Origin of the sequence: Halorubrum saccharovorum DSM 1137 (genome assembly GCF_000337915.1) — an archaeon.
GTDB lineage: Archaea > Halobacteriota > Halobacteria > Halobacteriales > Haloferacaceae > Halorubrum > Halorubrum saccharovorum.
The window spans coordinates 41,696-58,633 of record NZ_AOJE01000026.1; the positions used below are offsets into that span (position 1 = coordinate 41,696).

Consider the following 16,938-nt stretch of genomic DNA (forward strand, 5'->3'; position numbering starts at 1 on the left):
TCGTCCATTACATCCGGGTTGACGGGTTTCGGACATAAGCTTCCGGGTCCCGGTCGCCGATGGTCGCGATCGATCTCGGGAGACCGACGGGCTCCGGAACCGTTTTGAGCCGTCCTCCCCTCTCGGATGTCGTGCCGCTGGAGTCGAACGCCCGGATCGCCAAGGAACTCGCCAGACACGGATACAACGCCGAACGGGAGGCGATCACCCTCTTGGCGAGCGCGCCCGACTCCGCCGACGCCGTCGAATCGGTCGTCGACCGCGCCCCGGACGACGCCCTCCGTATCACTTCGGACCACGTTCGCGCGGTCACGAACGGCCGGTCCGCTTCCGACGCCGATCCGACCCACGAATCACCTCCAGCACGAACCGGCGACGGATCGTCTCCTGGGGCCTCGACGACCCGATCTCCAGTCGAAACGGAGGGGTCTTCATCAGGCCCACATACTGAGTCTCACACCACCGCCGACAGCACCGCCGACAGTACTGCCGACAGCACCGCCGACAGCACCGCCGACAGCGCCCCCCATCACGACCCCGACCTACGCGACCTAGAGGTCGGCAACGACATGACCGGTCAGAGCACCGGGACCGGTGAGTACGGCGACTTCGTCCGGACGTTCCGCGACCGCTACGAGCGGCTCTCGAAGGTGCTCCGCGGTCGCGTCAACCACCGCCCCGCCGAGGCGATCGCGGAGATGCCCGGCGGGAGCGACGCCGCGATGATCGGTCTCGTCAACGACGTCCGGTCCACAAAGTCCGGCCACTGGCTCGTCGAACTGGAGGACACGACCGGGACCTTCCCCGCGCTGGTCATGAAGGACAAGGGGCTCGCTGACCTCGTCGACGAGATCATGATGGACGAGTGCCTCGCCGTCGAGGGCACCCTCGCCGACGACTCCGGAATCCTCTTCGCCGACTCCCTCCACTTCCCCGACGTTCCTCGGACCCACCGAACCGGTGCGGCCGACCGCCACGTGCAGGCCGCGCTGATCTCCGATATCCACGTCGGTAGCGACGAGTTCATGGCCGACGCGTGGAGCCGGTTTACCGACTGGCTCCACACGCCGGAGGCCGAGCCGGTCGAGTACATCCTCCTCGCCGGCGACATGGTCGAGGGCGTCGGCGTCTACCCCGATCAGGACGAGGAGCTGGAGATCGTCGACATCTACGACCAGTACGAGGCCTTCGCGGAGCACCTCAAGGAGGTGCCGGCGGACACCGAGATCGTGATGATCCCGGGCAACCACGACGCGGTCCGGCTCGCGGAGCCCCAGCCCGGATTCAACGACGAGATCCGCTCCATCATGGACGTCCACGACGCGCGGATCGTCTCGAACCCGGCGACCGTCTCCGTCGAGGGCGTCGACGTGCTGATGTACCACGGCGTCTCGCTCGACGAGGTGATCGCGGAGCTCCCCGAGGAGAAGGCGAGCTACGACGAGCCCCACAAGGCGATGTACCAGCTGTTGAAGAAGCGCCACGTCGCCCCGCAGTTCGGCGGTCACACCCGCGTCGCGCCGGAGGAGCGCGACTACCTCGTCATCGAGGACGTGCCCGACGTGTTCCACACCGGCCACGTCCACAAGCTCGGCTGGGGGAAGTACCACAACGTGCTCGCCGTCAACTCCGGCTGCTGGCAGGCGCAGACCGACTTCCAAAAGTCCGTCAACATCGACCCCGACGCAGGGTACGCGCCTATCCTCGATCTGGACACCCTCGACATGACCGTCAGGAAGTTCGCGTAGCCGCCTCCCGATCCGTACTCGGTCGATCCCGACCGACGGTTCAACTCGGATACCGAGCCCATTCCCGCCGTGACCTGACGGTCGCCCGCGGCGCACTAGGCGGGAGCGCGACGCACCGCCGCGGTACTCCGTGCGTTTCGACTCCGTCGCCTGTTCGCCACCCCGGTGCTTCGACGACCGATCTCTCCGCTATCGATCGATCTCTACCCGCCCGCTGGTCGCGCTGTTGAGCCGCTCCACGAGCGATTCGACTTCGGCCATGGGGATCCGAAGCGCGAAGTGCACGCGCTCGTCGTAGTCGGCGTCGAACTCGACGCCCGCCGACTCGATCACCCCGCGGACCGTTCCCGAGTCGTTGTACGCGGTCTCCACGACCAGCCGGCGGTGCGGTCGCTCCTCGATCACCCCCGCCTTGTCGACTCCGTCCTTCACCGCCCGCGAGTAGGCGCGCGCGAGCCCGCCGACGCCGAGGTTCGTCCCGCCGTAGTACCGGGTCACCACCGCGACGACGTTCCGGATCTCGCGCTGTTGGAGCACGTTGAGCGCCGGCTTCCCCGCCGAGCCGGTCGGCTCCCCGTCGTCCGAGGAGTACTCCCGGAGCATGACGTCGCCGGCAGGCGTCCGTTCGGAGGCCTCGCCCGCGGGAACTCGGTACGCCGGCACGTTGTGCGTCGCGTCGTCGTACTCGGTCCGGACCCGCTCGACGAACGCCTCGGCCGCCGCCACCGTGTCGACCGGCGCGACGTGCCCGAGGAACTCCGACCCCTGCACCTCGAACGTCGCCGTCGCGGACGACTCGACCGTCAGGTACGTCTCGGTCATGGCCGTGCGCTCTCGTCGTCTCCGGTGGCTTCGCTTCCGTTCGCGTCGTCTCCGGTGGGCTCGCCGTCGCTTTCGGCCTCCTTCCGCCGTTCGAGCACGACGCTCGTCGGCGGTGCGAGCCGGTACAGCGCGAGGAACGCGACGACCCCGACGACCTCCGCGCCCTTGCCGACGATCGCCAGTGGATCGCTCGCGAGCGCCGCCGCGGTCCCGCTCCCGTGCCACCACGCGTAGCCGCCGAGGAACGCGGCGAGGGTCCCGGCGCCCAGCGCGTACAGCCGTCGGTACTCGTCCGCGCGCAGCGTCGCGGCCGCGACCGCGACGGTGAACGCCCCGCCGAGCAGGAACACGTAGGGCCGTGCGTCCGCTGGCTGGGCGAGCCGCGGCCACGCCCACAGGAAGTGGACGGCCGCGCTCAGCGCCGCGGTCTGCGCGGCCACCGCTCGAAGGAGGCGCTTCCGCGGCGCGTCGCGGCCGGCGTACCCTCGATCCGAACCGGTTTCCGTCGCGCTCATCGCGTCACTCCCACGGGTGATTCCCCGGCGCGTCGGGCCACAGCGGGTACCAGTAGGACTCGTCGTCCTCGAGTCCGAGTTCCCCGTCCAGGACCGACTGGAGTTTGAACTCCACTTGCTGGTTCCGGTCGCTCGTCCTCTTCGGCGAGAAGGGGTAGTACGCGCCGCGGCGGAACGAGTAGATCCAGTAGGCGTCCGTGTCGTCGCGTTCGAACCCGAAGACGGCCGCGAGCAGGCGGGAGCCGAACCCCTCCTCGATGAACTGGTCGGCGGCGAAGTGGATGCTCGTCACCAGATCTTCGGGATCGTCGTCCTCCAGTACGAACCACTGGTAGCCGTGGTCGTCCTCGTGCCGGTGGAACCCGGTTCCGGTGTCGATCTCGCCGGCCTCCAGGATGGCCTCGACCGTCTCGACGGCGTCGTCGAAGCGGGTGCTGTCGACGCCGGAGAAGCACAGCGCGGCCTCGCCGCAGTGGTCGTAGCCGAGGTCGGCCTCCATCGTCATGTACGCGGTCGACATCCCGAAGAGGTCTTCGGGGTCGGCCTCGCGGGTCGCGTCCGTCTCGGCGCTCGTCCCGAGCACGGCGCGGATCGTGTCGAAGATGCCCATCTATGGGCACGGCTAGGCGGCGCGGGGTTTAGGAGGTTTCCGTCGGGGGCGCGGATTCCCTCGTCGAGGGCTACTCCTCCGACTCCTCCTCGACGCGATCGAGGTACGTCAACACGCCGCGCGAGTTCAGGCTCGCGTCGGCCCTCGCGCGCTCCGGGTTCCAGAACTCCACGTCCTGGCTCGCCTCCACGAAGTGCTCGACCACGGCCTCGTCGTCGCCGAGCGCCTCCCGTTTCTCCCGGACGGCCTCGACCCACTCGACGTACGCCCGCTTCGCCTCTCCGATCAGCGACGGCTCGTACTCGCGCGGACCGAAGTGACCGAAACAGAGGTACTCCGGGTCGATCGCCTCGATGGCCGAGAGGTCCCTGAGACACTGGTCGAGATCGAACTGGGGCGGCGGCGACGTGGGTCGGACCGTGTCGACCTCCGGGACGTAGATCCCGGCGGCGTCGGCGGTGAAGACCACGTCGGCGTCGGGCTCGTGGTAGAACGCGTGGTGCGGGGCGTGCCCCGGAGCCTCGTGGACGACGAGCTCGCGGTCGCCCAGATCGATCCGGTCGCCGCCGACGAGTCCCGCGATCCGGTCTTCGGGGACGGGCGCGGGCTCGTCGTAGTGCTGCCACTGGTCCCGCACGGCGGACTTCGTGCCGGCGACGAGCGCGCCCGGATCCACGAGGTGGCGGACCCCCTTCTCCGGGACGCGGACCTCGGCGTTCGGGTAGCGCTCGGCGAGGTGCCCCGCGCCGCCCGCGTGGTCGAGGTGGGCGTGCGTGGGGAGGATCCACGACAACTCTTCGCGCCCGATCCCGATCTCGTCGAGCGTCTCGAACAACGACTCGCGGTTCGCCCCCGTACCGGTGTCGATCACGATCGGCCGCTCGGCGTCGTAGACGTACACGGCCCCGTACTCGTCGGTGTCGAACATCCCGGCGTCGTGGACGTACAGGTCCGCGACGCCTCGAACCGGCTCGAACTCGCCTGCGTGCATGTTCACCACCACTGCCCCGCGACGCCTTTTAACGATCGGTCGGGGCGAAGCGATTCGGGGCCCCGCCGCCCGACCGTGGCGGACCCTTATGGTCCTTCCACCCGAGGGATCCGTATGCGCGTGCTCGTCACCGGCGCCACCGGATTCGTCGGGAGCCGCCTCATTCCGGCGCTCCTCGATCGCGGTCACGAAGTGGTCGCGCTCGTCCGCGACGCCGACGGCTACGCCCCGCCCCCGGGCGTTCACGTCGTCGAGGGCGACCTCCTCGAACCCCACACCCTCCCGCCCGCGTTCGAGATCGACGGCGACCCCGTCGACGCCGCCTACTACCTCGTTCACTCGATGGACGGCGGTCCGGGGTACGAGGAGCGGGACCGCAACTGCGCCCGGAATTTCGTCGACTCGGCGTCTGCCGCGGGCGCCGATCGAGTCGTCTATCTCGGCGGGCTCGGCGAAGATCGCGAGGGCCTCTCCGAGCACCTCAAGTCCCGCCGCGAGGTCGAACGAATCCTCGGAACCGGCGACCCGGCGCTCACGACGCTGCGGGCGGCGATCATCGTCGGCGCCGGCAGCGCGAGCTTCGAGGTGATCCACGGGCTCGCGAGTCGACTCCCCGTGATGACCACGCCGAAGTGGGTCGACACCCTCTGTCAGCCGATCGCGATCGACGACGTGGTCGGCTATCTCGTCGGGGCGCTCGAAGAGCCGTCGACCGCCGGCGACACCTTCGAGATCGGCGGTCCGAACGTGTTGACGTACGCGGAGATCCTCCGACGGACCCGCCGCCAACTCGGCCACAAACTGCGGATAATCCGGGTCCCGGTGCTGAGCCCGGAGCTGTCGGCGAAGTGGCTCCGGCTCGTCACCGACGTGAACCCCTACCTCGCCCGGTCGCTCGTCGAGGGGCTCCGAAACACCGTGATCGTCGAGGACGACCGGATCCGCGACCTCGTGCCGATCGACCAGACGCCGTTCGAGGTCGCGGTCGCGCGAGCGATCGACGAGATGGATCGGGCTAGAGAGACGCGGTCGTCGGCGACCCGGCCGGAGGGGCCGCCGTCGTGAGCCGCAACTACGGCGAGACGTGGGTGTACGAGAGCCTCGTCGGCGGGATTCCCGGGCTGGGGCTCTCTCGGGCGCTCGCGGTCGCGATCCAGTTCGCCCTGTTCGAGGTCGGCGTCGTGGCCCTCGGCTGGTACTACGGCCTGTGGGACGCGGTCCTCGCCGGCACCGTCGCCGTCGCGGTGGCGGCCGTCGGCAGCGTCGAGATGCACCGGCTCGGGGCGATCAACCGCCGGCTCCCGACGCCGGCGGCGCACAAGCGGCTGCTGTTCGGGTCGAGCATCGAGATCGTCCTCGGCGTGCTCGCGTTCATCGCCCTCGTCACGTACCTGATCGCGTGGGACGGCACGCTGATCGGGCGGCTGTTCGGTTCGGACCCGCCGATCCCGGTGGTGTACCTCACGCTGTTGATCCTCTGGGACCTCACCTACCGGATCGGCACCTCGTGGTGGAGCGCGGTCGTCGCGCTGTGGCGAGCGGTCCACGTCGACCTCCCCCCGACGGCGACGGCGCGAGTCAGGCGGCTCGACGCGGAGAACATCGCGTTCTCGCTGATCCAACTGGCGCTCGTCCCGTTCCTGCTCACCGAACCCGTCCTACTCGGGGCCGTCGTCGGACACGTTCTCGCGGTCGCGATCGTCTGTTCCGCGGCGATCGCGCTCTCTTGAGAGCAGCGGCGTTGAGGCCCGCCGACGAGCGTCGGTGTGGACGGGAATCAGACGGACCGGAGAAGGAGGACGCGAACTGCCGCCTCACTCGCCCTGCAGCTCTTGGAACTTGTCGAGGAGTGCCTCCGTGGAGTCGCCGGAATCGTACGTGAGCGATCCGGAGTACTCCGGGCGCTCGGCGTCGAAATCGGCGTCGACTTCGCTGGTCTTCTTCTCGCGACGCTCGTGTTCGGCCTCGTCGTAATCTCCCAAGCTCATTGTCGATATACCTCGGTTTCCACATCATGTTCCGGATGCCCGGCACCGCAATAGGCACCACTTAACATGGTACACACTCACTTGGAAACTGTCAGTAATATATGTATCGGTGAAATGTCGGATCTTATATGAGTTCGGACAAACGATCGACGAATCGATCGACTCAGCCGGCGTGGAGTGGTCGGTCGCGACGATGAGCGGATCGGCGAGGTCGGTCGCGATGCCCGGCTTCGGACCACCGGAACCGATTAACCCCACCGTACGGTAGCACCGGCGTGGCACAACCGCTCCGATTCAGGCGCTCGCCCGGCCGCTGGAGCGCCGACCGCGTCCGCTCGCAGCTCGAGCTCCCCCTCGACGAGAACCTCGGAGCGACCGCGAGCGACCCGTGGTTCACCTCACCACCCGGATACGAGGCCCGGCGGTTCGACATGGACGACGGCTCGTTCGCGCTGTTCTGCTGGACGGACGGCGACGACGACCCGCCGGAGGGGACCGCCGGCGGGCCGGTCGGCTACTGGGTCGGCAACACGGAGACGCCGAGCGAACTCTGGCGAACGGACAAGTACGGGTTCGACGAGGTCCCCTACCCGGTCTCACGATGGGCCCAGCGGGAGCTGCTCGCAGCCCTCCACGACGACGAACCGTGGCTCGCGGCGTACCCGCACGTCTCGTGGTTTTTCCTCCCGGTGTTCTGCTCGAAGGACGGCGCCGAGACGACGCGAGCGTTCTTCCGCGACCACGCGGCCGGGTTCCCCGACGCGACCCGCGAGGAGGGGACGGGCTTCGTGGAGGAGACGCTCCGTCCGGGGACGCTCGACGACTACCGCGAGACGATGGCGGGCAAGCTCGGCACCTCGGCGTCGCTCGATCTGGTTCGGATGAGCGCCGCGATCGCGGAGTTCACCGCGGCCCGGATCCTGACCGAGGCCAGCTACGAGGCGACTCCGGAAATCGAGGTGACGACGGGCCACTCGCTCGATTACCGCGCGACGGATCCGAACACCGGAGCCGCCTCGCTGGTCGAGGTGACGCGCCCGCAACCCGTCTCCGGACGCTCCGCGAGCGACCCCGTCGCGGCGGTCCGCGACACGGCGGAGACGAAGACGAGCGGGCAACTGGAGGCGCACGGCGGCGGCGTCACCCTCTTCGTGGACTGCACCTCGTTCCCTGCGGACGACTGGGCGGCCGTGCGCGAGGCCCAACCGGCGGTCCGACACAAACCGGTGATCGTCCTGCGCGCACGCCCGAACGGGCACGTTGAGGGGTACCGGAAGGGAACGGTGCCGCTCGATCTGTCGGCCGCGATCGACTGGGTCTGATCGGCCTGTTACGGACCGTATGCGGTCTGTTACGGACTGTATGGATCTCCCCGACCAGACGCCGACCTCCGACAGAGCCGCCGCTCTCGGATCGGGTCTCTCGAAAAACGGAGGGTCGATTCCGCTATCCGTTCAGAACGAGACCGGCGACGGCCCGTCGTCGTCGTCGGTCGTCGGGTCGCGGTCCGAGTAGAACCGCCGACCGACTCCGCGGTGACAGACGCCCGCTCGAAGCGTGGTGAACACGTCGTCCGCGTCGTCGAACGTCTGGTCACCGAACCGCTCTAGCACGTCTCCGAGACGCTCGGTGCCGTCGGCGAGCTCTACGGTCGCGTTCCCGTGGGCCGCGATCAGTTCTTCCGAGGTCGTCGGATATTGGTGCCGTTCGAGTCGGTCGTCGACGCCGTTCAAGCGCATCAACTACTGCGAGTCGCCGATGGTTCTTAATGATTGTCCATGCACAACCTTAGTCCAGCGAATCAGATTATATTTCCTTATATTGGTGTGAGTTAGCATGGAAGATCGTCGTCGCTTAGTATGGGGGTCGCCGAACTCGCCCATGAACGCGGACCGGATCGTCGCCGACCTCCACGCGCACACCACGGTCTCGGACGGCACCATGACGGCCGCGGAGCTCGCCGCGGCCGCCGCCGACGCGGGGCTCGACTGGGTCGCCGTCACCGACCACGATCGGATCCACCCCGACCTCGACGCTCCCGTCGTCGAGCGCGGCGGGGTCCGGGTCGTCCGCGGGATCGAACTCCGCGTCGACGCCGGCTTCGAGCGGCTCGATCTCCTCGGCTACGCGGTCGAACACACCGACGCGCTCGACGACGAGATCGAGCGGCTCCAGACCGATCGGAAGCAACGGGGGGCCGCGATCCTCGACGCGGTCGAGGACCGACTCGGCGTCGACCTCGGCGTCGAGCCTCGGCCCGGACTCGGACGCCCGCACATCGCGCGTGCGATCGACCAGTCGCCGGCGCCCTACGACTACGCCGGCGCCTTCGACGAGCTGATCGGGAGCGACGGCCCCTGTTACGTCGCGCGCGACGTGACGGAGCTGGAGCGCGGCGTCGAACTCCTCGGGAACGCCTGCGCGGTCGTCGGCCTCGCACACCCCTTCCGGTACGACGACGTGGACGCCGCGCTCGACGTGGCCCGCGAGCTGGACGCGGTTGAGCGGTTCTACCCCTACGGGCGCGCGGTCGACGACGCCGCAGTCGAGCGGGTGGCCGCCGAGAGCGACCTCCTCCTGACGGGCGGCACCGACGCGCACGAACGCACCCTCGCCGAGGCGGGATTGACGGCGGAGGCGTTCGCACCGGTCCGCGAGCGGCTGCCGGAACCCGTCTCCGACCCGGCCTAACGGGCTCGGATTCCCGACTGTCCCGATCGACGAACAGGGTTAAGCCCGACGCCGACAGAGTGTGGCGTATGCGGTGTCACTACTGCGAACGGGAGGCCACCTACGAGGCCGAGCAGAGCGGCGTGGTCGTCGGGCTCTGCGAGGAGCACTTCAAGGCGCGCGTCGAGGAGCTCGCCGAATCCGACGAGCTCGCCGCGCTCCGCGACAAGATCGACATCGAATCGTCCGAGTAGGCGTCGATCGGATCGGCCCGTCGATCCCCCGTCCTCACTTCTTTCCCGTCCCCCTTCACCGGTCGGCTCGCCGCGGACGGATCATAAAAGGCGCCTCGGAGCCAACGCTCCCCTATGCACCCAACGGACCGGCCGCGGCGCCTCCGGACCGACGGCGTCCGCCCGCTCGTCAGCGAGACCTCGCTGTCGGCGTCGGACCTCGTCGCGCCCGTCTTCGTCGACGCGACGACCGACGAGCGCGTGCCGATCGAGACGATGCCCGGCCACGAGCGCGTCCCCGTCGATCAGGCGGTCGCCCGGGTCGAGGAGGTCCGCGAGACCGGCGTCGAGGCCGTCATCCTCTTCGGAATCCCCGAGTCGAAGGACCCGGAGGGAACCCGTGCGTACGCCGAGGACGGGGTCGTCCAGCGCACGATCCGCCGGATCTCAGCCGAGACCGACGCCTACGTGATCGGCGACGTCTGCCTCTGTGAGTACACCGACCACGGCCACTGCGGCGTGATCGAGGAGTCGGCGGAGACGGACCCGACGCTCACGGTGAAAAACGACGAGACGCTGGAGTTGCTCGCCGAGACCGCCGTCTCGCAGGCGGACGCGGGCGCGGACATGGTCGCGCCCTCGGCGATGACCGACGGGCAGGTCCGTGCGATCCGCGAGGCGCTCGACGCGGCGGGCCACGAGGAGGTGGCGCTGATGAGCTACGCCGTCAAGTACGAGTCCGCCTTCTACGGTCCCTTCCGCGACGCCGCCGACGGCGCGCCCGCGTTCGGCGACCGTCGGCACTACCAGATGGACCCCGCGAACCGCCGCGAGGCGCTCCGCGAGGCCCGGATCGACGCCGAGGAGGGCGCGGACGTGCTGATGGTGAAGCCCGGCCTCCCCTACCTCGACATCGTCGGTGACCTCCGGCGGGAGTTCGACCACCCGATCGCCGCGTACAACGTCTCCGGCGAGTACGCGATGATACACGCGGCCGCGGAGAAGGGCTGGCTCGACCTGGAGGCGACCGCCCACGAGTCGTTGCTGTCGCTCAAGCGCGCGGGCGCGAACCTGATCATCACGTACTTCGCCGAGGACCTGGCCGAGCGCTTATAACTCCTTCAGACAACCTGCTCGCCGTCGTCGTCGTACACCTCGATGGCGTCGACCGGGCAGACCCGCGCCGCGAACTTCGCGTCGAACTCCTCGCCGTCGGGCACGTCGACGACGAACAGGTCGTCTTCCTCCTCGGTGCTTCCCTCCAAGTCGGCCTTCCCGTCGTTCAGGTCCTTCTCGAAGGCGTCCCACTCGGCGACGCACTGGAACATCCCGACGCAGGTGTCGCGGTCGAACTTCACGTGCATGTCCCCCGGTTCGACGAGGCGGTACAAAGCGCTGGCGACGCATACACCATCTGGACATCCGGCACAGCCCGGCCGGATCCGATCGGAACACGCGGCGGCTCAGTCGCTCATTATTTCCGATCGATCTCGAGGTGAAGACCGGCAAATCCCCAGGCGTGAGGGCCTCCGAACGTCGTTCCTGCTCGCTTCGCTGCGCGGGCTGCGACGTTCGTGGTCCCGCTCGCGTTGCTCGCGGGACTCGCGCGGCTTGCTGCGGTCCTCACTCGGTCGCTCGTTTCACTCGCTCTCTCGTACCGGTCCTTGCTGCGCCGTGCTTCGCCCTCACGCCTGCCCCTTTGAGTCCCGCCCCGCACAGCACCCGCACCTCACACCTCCCCAGCCTCGTCGCTCGTTCGGGGCTCCCACTGGTCGCCCGCTCCCTCGCGACTCCCTCGCGCGTGCTGCTCACGGGTCGATGGCCCGCTCGCAGGCACGCGCCGACCGCATTGTTGGTCGGTCGCGGGACGTACCACCGACTTCCCTTCGCGTCGACCATCCTTTTAAGCGTCGCAGGCGCCCATCGGCGCGTATGACCACGGTCTGGCTCGTCGATCGGCAGTTCGACTCGAAGGGGCTCGTGCGGCTCACGTACTCCACCGAGGACGGCGAGCGCATGCACACGAAGGAGCTGGCAGAACAGCGCCTCGTCACGGGCGGCGGGATCACCGCCGGCCGCGAGGTCGACGAGAGCGCGCTCGGCGAGACCCCAACCGAGGAGGTCGAGCGGTTCGCGTCCGAGGCGTCGAAGATGGCCGCCGAACACGACCTCGACGACACGGTCTGATCGCGCTCGGCCGCCGTGAGCGCGACCGCCAACGCTCGATCGCGCGCCTGACCACGACTGACGCGCGATCTCTCCCTACACAACCGAGTCCGTTAAGGGGGAACCGGCGGAACGTGAGCGTGAAATGCCCAGTGGTGAGTACGACCCCGATACCGTCGAGCCGCGGTGGCAGCGGCGATGGGTCGACGAGGAGACGTACGCCTATCCTGACGACGACCCGGTCGATCCGAACACCGTCTTCTCAATCGACACGCCCCCGCCGACGGTATCGGGGAGCCTCCACATGGGCCACCTCTACGGCTTCACCCTCCAGGACTTCGTCGCGCGCTTCGAGCGCATGAACGGCGGCGCGACGTTCTTCCCGTTCGGCTACGACGACAACGGGATCGCCTCCGAGCGGCTCACCGAGGACGAGCTCGACATTCGCCACCAGGACTTCGAGCGCCGGGAGTTCCAGGCGAAGTGCCGCGAGGTCTGCGCGCAGTACGAGGAGCAGTTCACCGAGAACGTCCAGTCGCTCGGCGTCTCCGTCGACTGGGACCACACCTACCAGACGATCGAGCCGCGCGTCCAGCGCGTCTCCCAGCTGTCGTTCCTCGACCTGTATGACCAGGGCCGCGAGTACCGCGAGAAGGCGCCCGCCATCTGGTGTCCCGAGTGCGAGACCGCCATCTCGCAGGTCGAGACGGAGGACGACGAGCAGGCCAGCCACTTCAGCGACATCGCCTTCCCCGTCGTCGGGAGCGACACCGGCGGCGACGGTGCCGATGACGCCGAGGAGTTCGTCATCTCCACGACGCGCCCGGAGCTCCTCCCGGCGTGCGTCGCCGTCTTCGTCCACCCGGACGACGACGAGAACCAGGGCCTCGTCGGCGAGTCCGCCGAGGTCCCGCTGTTCGGCCACGAAGTGCCGATCATCGCCGACGAGCGCGTCGACATGGAGACGGGCTCCGGCATCGTGATGTGCTGTACGTTCGGCGACCAGAACGACATCGAGTGGTACCAGGTCCACGACCTCGACCTCCGGGTCGCCATCGACGAGTCCGGCCACATGACCGAGGTCGCCGAGGAGTACGAGGGGCTGCACTCGTCGGAGGCCGCCGAGGCCATCGTCGAGGACCTCGACGACGCCGGCGCGCTGCTCGACCGGCGCGACATCACCCACACCGTCAACGTCCACGAGCGCTGCGGGACGAGCGTCGAGTTCCTCGTCACCGAGCAGTGGTACATCGAGATGCTCGACAAGACCGACGAGTACCTCGAGATCGGTCGGGAGATGGAGTGGTCCCCGGAGAAGATGTTCAGCCGGTACGAACACTGGGTCGAGGGGCTCCAGTGGGACTGGCTCATCTCCCGCCAGCGCTCCTCCGGCATCCCGTTCCCCGTGTGGTACTGCGAGGGCTGCGACGAGGTCGTCGTCGCCGAGAAGGCCGACCTGCCCGTCGACCCGCTCTCGGACGACCCGCCGGTCGACGCGTGTCCCGAGTGCGGCCACGACGAGTTCGAACCGGAAAACGACGTGCTCGACACGTGGGCGACCTCTAGCCTGACGCCGCTGATCAACGCCGGCTGGGACTGGGACGAGGAGGCCGGAGAGTTCACCATGGAGCACCCGGAGCTGTACCGGTTCGACCTCCGGCCGCAGGGCCACGACATCATCAGCTTCTGGCTGTTCCACACCCTCGTCAAGTGCTACGAGCACACCGGCGAGGTCCCGTTCGAGGAGACGATGATCAACGGGCACGTCCTCGACGAGAACCGCGAGAAGATGTCGAAGTCCGTCGGCAACGTCGTCGAGCCCGAGACCGTGCTGGAGGAGTTCCCCGTCGACGCCACGCGCTACTGGGCCGCCGGCACCGCCGTCGGCGACGACTTCCCGTTCAAGGAGAAGGACCTCCGCGCGGGCGAGAAGCTGATCCGCAAGCTGTGGAACGCCTCCAAGCTCGTCGAGTCGCTCGCGCCGGAGCCGTACCCGGACGAGCCCGGCGACGAAGACCTTCGGGAGCTCGACCGGTGGCTGCTCGCCGAACTCGACGGCGAGATCGAGCGACTCACCGAGCTGTTCGAGGACCGCGCGTTCTCGAAGGCCCGCGACGAGCTCCGGAGCTTCTTCTGGAACACCTTCTGTGACGACTACCTCGAGATCGCCAAACAGCGCGAGGACGACGCCGCGGCGTACACGCTCCGGACGGCCCACCGGCGGTTCCTGAAGCTGTTCGCCCCCCTGCTCGCGCACGTCACCGAAGAGCTGTGGCACGACATGTACGCGGACGCCGCGAGCGAGCCGGACGGTGCCGACGCCGCGGACGGCGCCGGCGACTCCGTCCACCTCGTCGACTGGCCCGAGCCGCTCGGAATCGACGCCGATCGAGACGCGGGCGCGGCCGCCACCGCCGTGGTCGGGACGCTCCGGAAGTACAAGAGCGAGAACCAGCTCCCGCTCAACGCCGAGTTGGACGCGGTCGAGGTGTACGCCGACGTTCGGGGATTCGAAGACGACATCACGGGCGTGATGCACGTCGCCGACCTCGCCGTCCACCCCGACGAGGAGGCCCCCGTCGAGACGGTGATCACCGGGATCGACCTCGACTACGCGACGGTCGGACCGAAGTACGGCGATCAGGTCGGAGACATCGAGGCCGCGCTCGCGCAGGGGGAGTACGAGATCGACGGCGACGAGCTCAACGTCGCGGGCGTCACGCTCGTTGAGGAGGAGTTCGAGATCGAGGAGGAGCGGCAGTACCAGGGCGACGGCGAGCTGTTGGAGGCGGACGACGTGGTCGTCATCGTCCGCAACGAAGCCTAGCGCTCTCTCGGTCCGCCTCCGTCTACAGGTCGGCCCCGACGGCGTCCTCGACCGAGTCGAAGCCGTCCCGATCGAGGAGGTCGATGATTCCTTCGTTGATATCGCGCGCGAGGCCGGGGCCCTCGTAGACGAGCCCCGTGTACAGTTGTACGACGGACGCGCCCGCCCGTATCTTCTCGTAGGCGCCCTTCGCGTTCGAGATTCCACCCACACCGATCACCGGAACGTCGGTGCGTTCGGCGACGAAGCGGACCCGTTCCGTGGCGATCGACTCTATCGGTTTCCCCGAGAGGCCTCCCCGCTCGGCCTGCTGGGAACTCTTCAGCGAATTCGGCCGCGAGGTCGTGGTGTTGGTCGCGATGATCCCGTCGAGACCGAGGTCGTCGACGACGCCGAGCGCGTCCTCGACGGCCGGCTCCGGGAGATCGGGGGAGAGCTTCACGAGGAGGGGATCGGCGCCGGCGTCAGCGAGGGCACCGAGTATCTCCTCTAACGCCGCGCGGTTCTGCAGTTCACGGAGTCCAGGCGTGTTCGGGCTGGAAACGTTGACGACGAAGTAGTCGCCGGCCTCCGCCACGCGCTCGTAGGTGTACAGGTAGTCGTCGGGTGCCTCGGCGAGAGCCGTCGACTTCGACTTCCCGATGTTGATCCCCACCGGAACCTCCGGCAGCGGCTTTCTGTCGAGCCGTTCGCCGACGATGTCGGCCCCTTCGTTGTTGAACCCCATCCGATTTATCAGGGCCTCGTCCTCCCGCAGCCGGAACAGTCGCGGTCGGGGGTTCCCCGGCTGTTGCTCGGCGGTGACGCCGCCGACCTCGACGTGGCCGAATCCCAGCGCGGCGAGGCTGCGTGGAACCTCCGCGTTCTTGTCGAATCCGGCCGCGACGCCCACGGGATTCGGAAACTCGTTCCCGAACGCCTCGACGTGCAGGCGAGAGTCATTCACAGTAAACCGGTCGCGGAGGAGGTCTGTCATTGGCGTCGTTTGTACCGCCCGTAACAGCCGGTGTGTCAGCCCGTGTGCGGTCTCTGGCGGGAGTCCGAACAACGCCGGCTTCAACAAATCATACGCGCCCATCGTTTCGGCCTCGTCACGGACGAGTATCAATCCGCCGACCGCCGTCGAAAGGTCCACTCCACGCAACCCGACTACCGCTGTGTCTCTACCCGGTCTTCAGAAAGTGAGAGCGACGGAGAATACGCGCTTCAGAAGTCGTGTTCGAGGTCTTCCGGGCTGGAGTCGGCCTTCTGAATGATTATCTTCCCGTCTCGGACTCGAACGAACACCTCGTCTCCAATCTCCATTCCGGCGACGGCGAGCTCGTCCTCGTGGAGGTTCACGTGGACGTTGTGGTACTCCCCCTCGTCGTCCTTGGCGCCACTTGGGCTGAGCTTCTTTTTACGAACCATCGCGGTTGTGTTGGTCGAACTTCGCCATACCAGACACATAAGTGTTGTTTACCCGAACAGGGCTCGCGACGGGCTTTGTGCTGTGTCGTTCGTAGCGCGTCGAAGCCGATCGACCTTCGTTCGGAGTCTCGCCGCGGCCGTAGCTGTCGATCGGTGTTCGGATCGTCTCGGAGATCGATCGAAACCGCTAGCCCGTGCGGAGTTAGTATATAAATATTTTGCAGATCAGCTTTCATTTCCCCGATATATTTATTACAGACTGTGTGTTGGGTTCGCACGGAGGATAAACCATGGTACGTGAAGACGGTAAGCGAAACTTCGCCCTTCGAGAGGAAGACGGATCGGAACCGAGTGAGTTCTCCGGTAATATGCCTCGCCAAGCCGCGCTCAAGGCCGCCAGAACTCTAGAGCCCGCGCCTTCGGAAGCGGAGGCGGAGCGCATCACGCTCCGGCTCCGTGAGAAGGGGACGCAGAAAGTCCACGAGTACGAGGGGTGGGCTTGGAAGGATAGCGCTCCCGAGGTCGACGAGGCCGACGACGACTTCTGGCTCAACGATCTCGACGATATCACGAAGGCAAACGTCTCGAAACAGGGGATCGAGTACATCGACGACGAGTAGCCTTCGAGGTCAGGCCCGTTTTTTCGCCGTGCCCATCCGCATAGCTATCCGTCAGTTCACATTTCCCCGTCATGAAACCGCATGACGTGGCGCCGATGGTTCGACGGGGTTAAATACAACCCGGCCATCGTGACTAATGCGAAGAACGCACCTGCGAACTCGGGCCGTTCAACTCGGCCCGGTTTCGCTGGACTTGAAGAGCTTCGATGGGTTTATGACCCTTCGAAGCAGACAATCAAGTCCGCGAAGATGAGGATTTCGCCCCCTGCGCTCCGGCGTAAGAGGAAATCTGATGTGAGCCGTGGTAGTTCGGTGTCATCCAGGTCGCTGGGTGAATC

At 67.5% G+C, this 16,938-nt stretch carries 19 protein-coding genes; 10 read left to right on the plus strand and 9 right to left on the minus strand.

The features are described from left to right. Positions 1–131 precede the first annotated feature (131 nt). Complete coding sequence (locus C471_RS08115; protein ID WP_004047980.1) at positions 132–1,748, plus strand: DNA-directed DNA polymerase II small subunit; 1,617 nt, start codon at positions 132–134, stop codon at positions 1,746–1,748. Positions 1,749–1,937: 189 nt separating this feature from the next. Here C471_RS08115 and C471_RS08120 read toward each other — a convergent pair whose 3' ends face one another. The 4 genes from C471_RS08120 to C471_RS08135 all read right to left on the minus strand — a co-directional run bounded on the left by C471_RS08120 (position 1,938) and on the right by C471_RS08135 (position 4,686). Further along, positions 1,938–2,570, minus strand: a complete 633-nt coding sequence (locus tag C471_RS08120) for an IMPACT family protein (RefSeq protein ID WP_004047982.1) — start codon at positions 2,568–2,570, stop codon at positions 1,938–1,940. Continuing rightward, the gene (locus C471_RS08125; protein WP_004047984.1) at positions 2,567–3,085 is read right to left on the minus strand and encodes a hypothetical protein; all 519 of its coding nucleotides are present in this window, start codon (positions 3,083–3,085) and stop codon (positions 2,567–2,569) included. Before C471_RS08125 ends, C471_RS08120 begins: the two co-directional genes overlap by 4 nt. Before the next feature lie 4 nt (positions 3,086–3,089). Beyond that, on the minus strand, positions 3,090–3,695 hold the full coding sequence (pspAB, locus tag C471_RS08130) for a PspA-associated protein PspAB (protein WP_004047986.1): 606 nt from the start codon (positions 3,693–3,695) through the stop codon (positions 3,090–3,092). Positions 3,696–3,765: 70 nt separating this feature from the next. Next, positions 3,766–4,686, minus strand: coding sequence for an MBL fold metallo-hydrolase (locus C471_RS08135; RefSeq protein WP_049909125.1), 921 nt, complete (start codon positions 4,684–4,686; stop codon positions 3,766–3,768). A 114-nt stretch (positions 4,687–4,800) separates the two neighbouring features. On the opposite strand from C471_RS08135, the gene C471_RS08140 reads away from it, so the two are divergent. Both C471_RS08140 and C471_RS08145 read left to right on the plus strand, forming a co-directional pair. Continuing rightward, a complete protein-coding gene (locus C471_RS08140; protein WP_004047993.1) occupies positions 4,801–5,751 on the plus strand; it encodes an NAD(P)H-binding protein in 951 nt (316 codons plus the stop codon). Further along, complete coding sequence (locus C471_RS08145; protein ID WP_004047995.1) at positions 5,748–6,416, plus strand: DUF7530 family protein; 669 nt, start codon at positions 5,748–5,750, stop codon at positions 6,414–6,416. Before C471_RS08140 ends, C471_RS08145 begins: the two co-directional genes overlap by 4 nt. Before the next feature lie 84 nt (positions 6,417–6,500). On the opposite strand, the gene C471_RS17405 is transcribed toward C471_RS08145, so the two are convergent. Next, positions 6,501–6,668 carry a DUF5786 family protein gene (locus C471_RS17405; RefSeq protein ID WP_239638634.1) on the minus strand — a complete coding sequence of 56 codons (168 nt, stop codon included), beginning with the start codon at positions 6,666–6,668 and terminating at the stop codon, positions 6,501–6,503. Positions 6,669–6,949: 281 nt separating this feature from the next. Here C471_RS17405 and C471_RS08150 point away from each other — a divergent pair, with 281 nt between their 5' ends. Continuing rightward, positions 6,950–7,996 carry a DUF5784 family protein gene (locus tag C471_RS08150; protein ID WP_004047999.1) on the plus strand — a complete coding sequence of 349 codons (1,047 nt, stop codon included), beginning with the start codon at positions 6,950–6,952 and terminating at the stop codon, positions 7,994–7,996. 132 nt (positions 7,997–8,128) lie between these two features. Here the strand turns inward: C471_RS08150 and C471_RS08155 are convergent, their stop codons facing one another. Then, a complete protein-coding gene (locus tag C471_RS08155; RefSeq protein WP_004048000.1) occupies positions 8,129–8,413 on the minus strand; it encodes a DUF5789 family protein in 285 nt (94 codons plus the stop codon). Between the two features lie 142 nt (positions 8,414–8,555). Here C471_RS08155 and C471_RS08160 point away from each other — a divergent pair, with 142 nt between their 5' ends. The 3 genes from C471_RS08160 (at position 8,556) to hemB (ending at position 10,693) form a co-directional block, all read left to right on the plus strand. Next, positions 8,556–9,365, plus strand: coding sequence for a PHP domain-containing protein (locus tag C471_RS08160; protein ID WP_004048002.1), 810 nt, complete (start codon positions 8,556–8,558; stop codon positions 9,363–9,365). Positions 9,366–9,433: 68 nt separating this feature from the next. After that, the gene (locus C471_RS17640; protein ID WP_004048004.1) at positions 9,434–9,598 is read left to right on the plus strand and encodes a DUF6757 family protein; all 165 of its coding nucleotides are present in this window, start codon (positions 9,434–9,436) and stop codon (positions 9,596–9,598) included. Between the two features lie 114 nt (positions 9,599–9,712). Then, complete coding sequence (hemB, locus tag C471_RS08165; protein ID WP_004048006.1) at positions 9,713–10,693, plus strand: porphobilinogen synthase; 981 nt, start codon at positions 9,713–9,715, stop codon at positions 10,691–10,693. Between the two features lie 5 nt (positions 10,694–10,698). On the opposite strand, the gene C471_RS08170 is transcribed toward hemB, so the two are convergent. Next, positions 10,699–10,941: a ferredoxin gene (locus tag C471_RS08170; protein ID WP_004048015.1), complete on the minus strand. Its 243-nt coding sequence runs from the start codon at positions 10,939–10,941 to the stop codon at positions 10,699–10,701. Positions 10,942–11,509: 568 nt separating this feature from the next. Here C471_RS08170 and C471_RS08175 point away from each other — a divergent pair. Next, entirely contained in the window at positions 11,510–11,764 is a 255-nt protein-coding gene (locus C471_RS08175) for a hypothetical protein (protein ID WP_004048018.1), read from the plus strand. A 124-nt stretch (positions 11,765–11,888) separates the two neighbouring features. Then, on the plus strand, positions 11,889–14,570 hold the full coding sequence (locus C471_RS08180; RefSeq protein WP_004048020.1) for a valine--tRNA ligase: 2,682 nt from the start codon (positions 11,889–11,891) through the stop codon (positions 14,568–14,570). A gap of 22 nt (positions 14,571–14,592) precedes the next feature. Here the strand turns inward: C471_RS08180 and C471_RS08185 are convergent, their stop codons facing one another. Both C471_RS08185 and C471_RS08190 read right to left on the minus strand, forming a co-directional pair. Next, the gene (locus tag C471_RS08185; RefSeq protein ID WP_004048028.1) at positions 14,593–15,648 is read right to left on the minus strand and encodes a quinone-dependent dihydroorotate dehydrogenase; all 1,056 of its coding nucleotides are present in this window, start codon (positions 15,646–15,648) and stop codon (positions 14,593–14,595) included. A gap of 128 nt (positions 15,649–15,776) precedes the next feature. Beyond that, positions 15,777–15,980, minus strand: coding sequence for an AbrB/MazE/SpoVT family DNA-binding domain-containing protein (locus tag C471_RS08190; protein WP_004048031.1), 204 nt, complete (start codon positions 15,978–15,980; stop codon positions 15,777–15,779). Between the two features lie 290 nt (positions 15,981–16,270). Here C471_RS08190 and C471_RS08195 point away from each other — a divergent pair, with 290 nt between their 5' ends. Continuing rightward, positions 16,271–16,600 carry a non-histone chromosomal MC1 family protein gene (locus C471_RS08195; protein ID WP_004048033.1) on the plus strand — a complete coding sequence of 110 codons (330 nt, stop codon included), beginning with the start codon at positions 16,271–16,273 and terminating at the stop codon, positions 16,598–16,600. The last annotated feature ends 338 nt before the right edge of the window (positions 16,601–16,938 follow it).

Coding starts and splice junctions, on each gene's coding strand:
- C471_RS08120 (WP_004047982.1), bottom strand. CDS start 2,570: ATGACCGAGACGTACCTGACGGTCGAGTCGTCCGCGACGGCGACGTTC.
- C471_RS08125 (WP_004047984.1), bottom strand. CDS start 3,085: ATGAGCGCGACGGAAACCGGTTCGGATCGAGGGTACGCCGGCCGCGAC.
- pspAB (WP_004047986.1), bottom strand. CDS start 3,695: ATGGGCATCTTCGACACGATCCGCGCCGTGCTCGGGACGAGCGCCGAG.
- C471_RS08135 (WP_049909125.1), bottom strand. CDS start 4,686: ATGCACGCAGGCGAGTTCGAGCCGGTTCGAGGCGTCGCGGACCTGTAC.
- C471_RS08140 (WP_004047993.1), top strand. CDS start 4,801: ATGCGCGTGCTCGTCACCGGCGCCACCGGATTCGTCGGGAGCCGCCTC.
- C471_RS08155 (WP_004048000.1), bottom strand. CDS start 8,413: ATGCGCTTGAACGGCGTCGACGACCGACTCGAACGGCACCAATATCCG.
- C471_RS08160 (WP_004048002.1), top strand. CDS start 8,556: ATGAACGCGGACCGGATCGTCGCCGACCTCCACGCGCACACCACGGTC.
- C471_RS17640 (WP_004048004.1), top strand. CDS start 9,434: ATGCGGTGTCACTACTGCGAACGGGAGGCCACCTACGAGGCCGAGCAG.
- hemB (WP_004048006.1), top strand. CDS start 9,713: ATGCACCCAACGGACCGGCCGCGGCGCCTCCGGACCGACGGCGTCCGC.
- C471_RS08170 (WP_004048015.1), bottom strand. CDS start 10,941: ATGCACGTGAAGTTCGACCGCGACACCTGCGTCGGGATGTTCCAGTGC.
- C471_RS08175 (WP_004048018.1), top strand. CDS start 11,510: ATGACCACGGTCTGGCTCGTCGATCGGCAGTTCGACTCGAAGGGGCTC.
- C471_RS08180 (WP_004048020.1), top strand. CDS start 11,889: ATGCCCAGTGGTGAGTACGACCCCGATACCGTCGAGCCGCGGTGGCAG.
- C471_RS08185 (WP_004048028.1), bottom strand. CDS start 15,648: ATGGGCGCGTATGATTTGTTGAAGCCGGCGTTGTTCGGACTCCCGCCA.
- C471_RS08190 (WP_004048031.1), bottom strand. CDS start 15,980: ATGGTTCGTAAAAAGAAGCTCAGCCCAAGTGGCGCCAAGGACGACGAG.
- C471_RS08195 (WP_004048033.1), top strand. CDS start 16,271: ATGGTACGTGAAGACGGTAAGCGAAACTTCGCCCTTCGAGAGGAAGAC.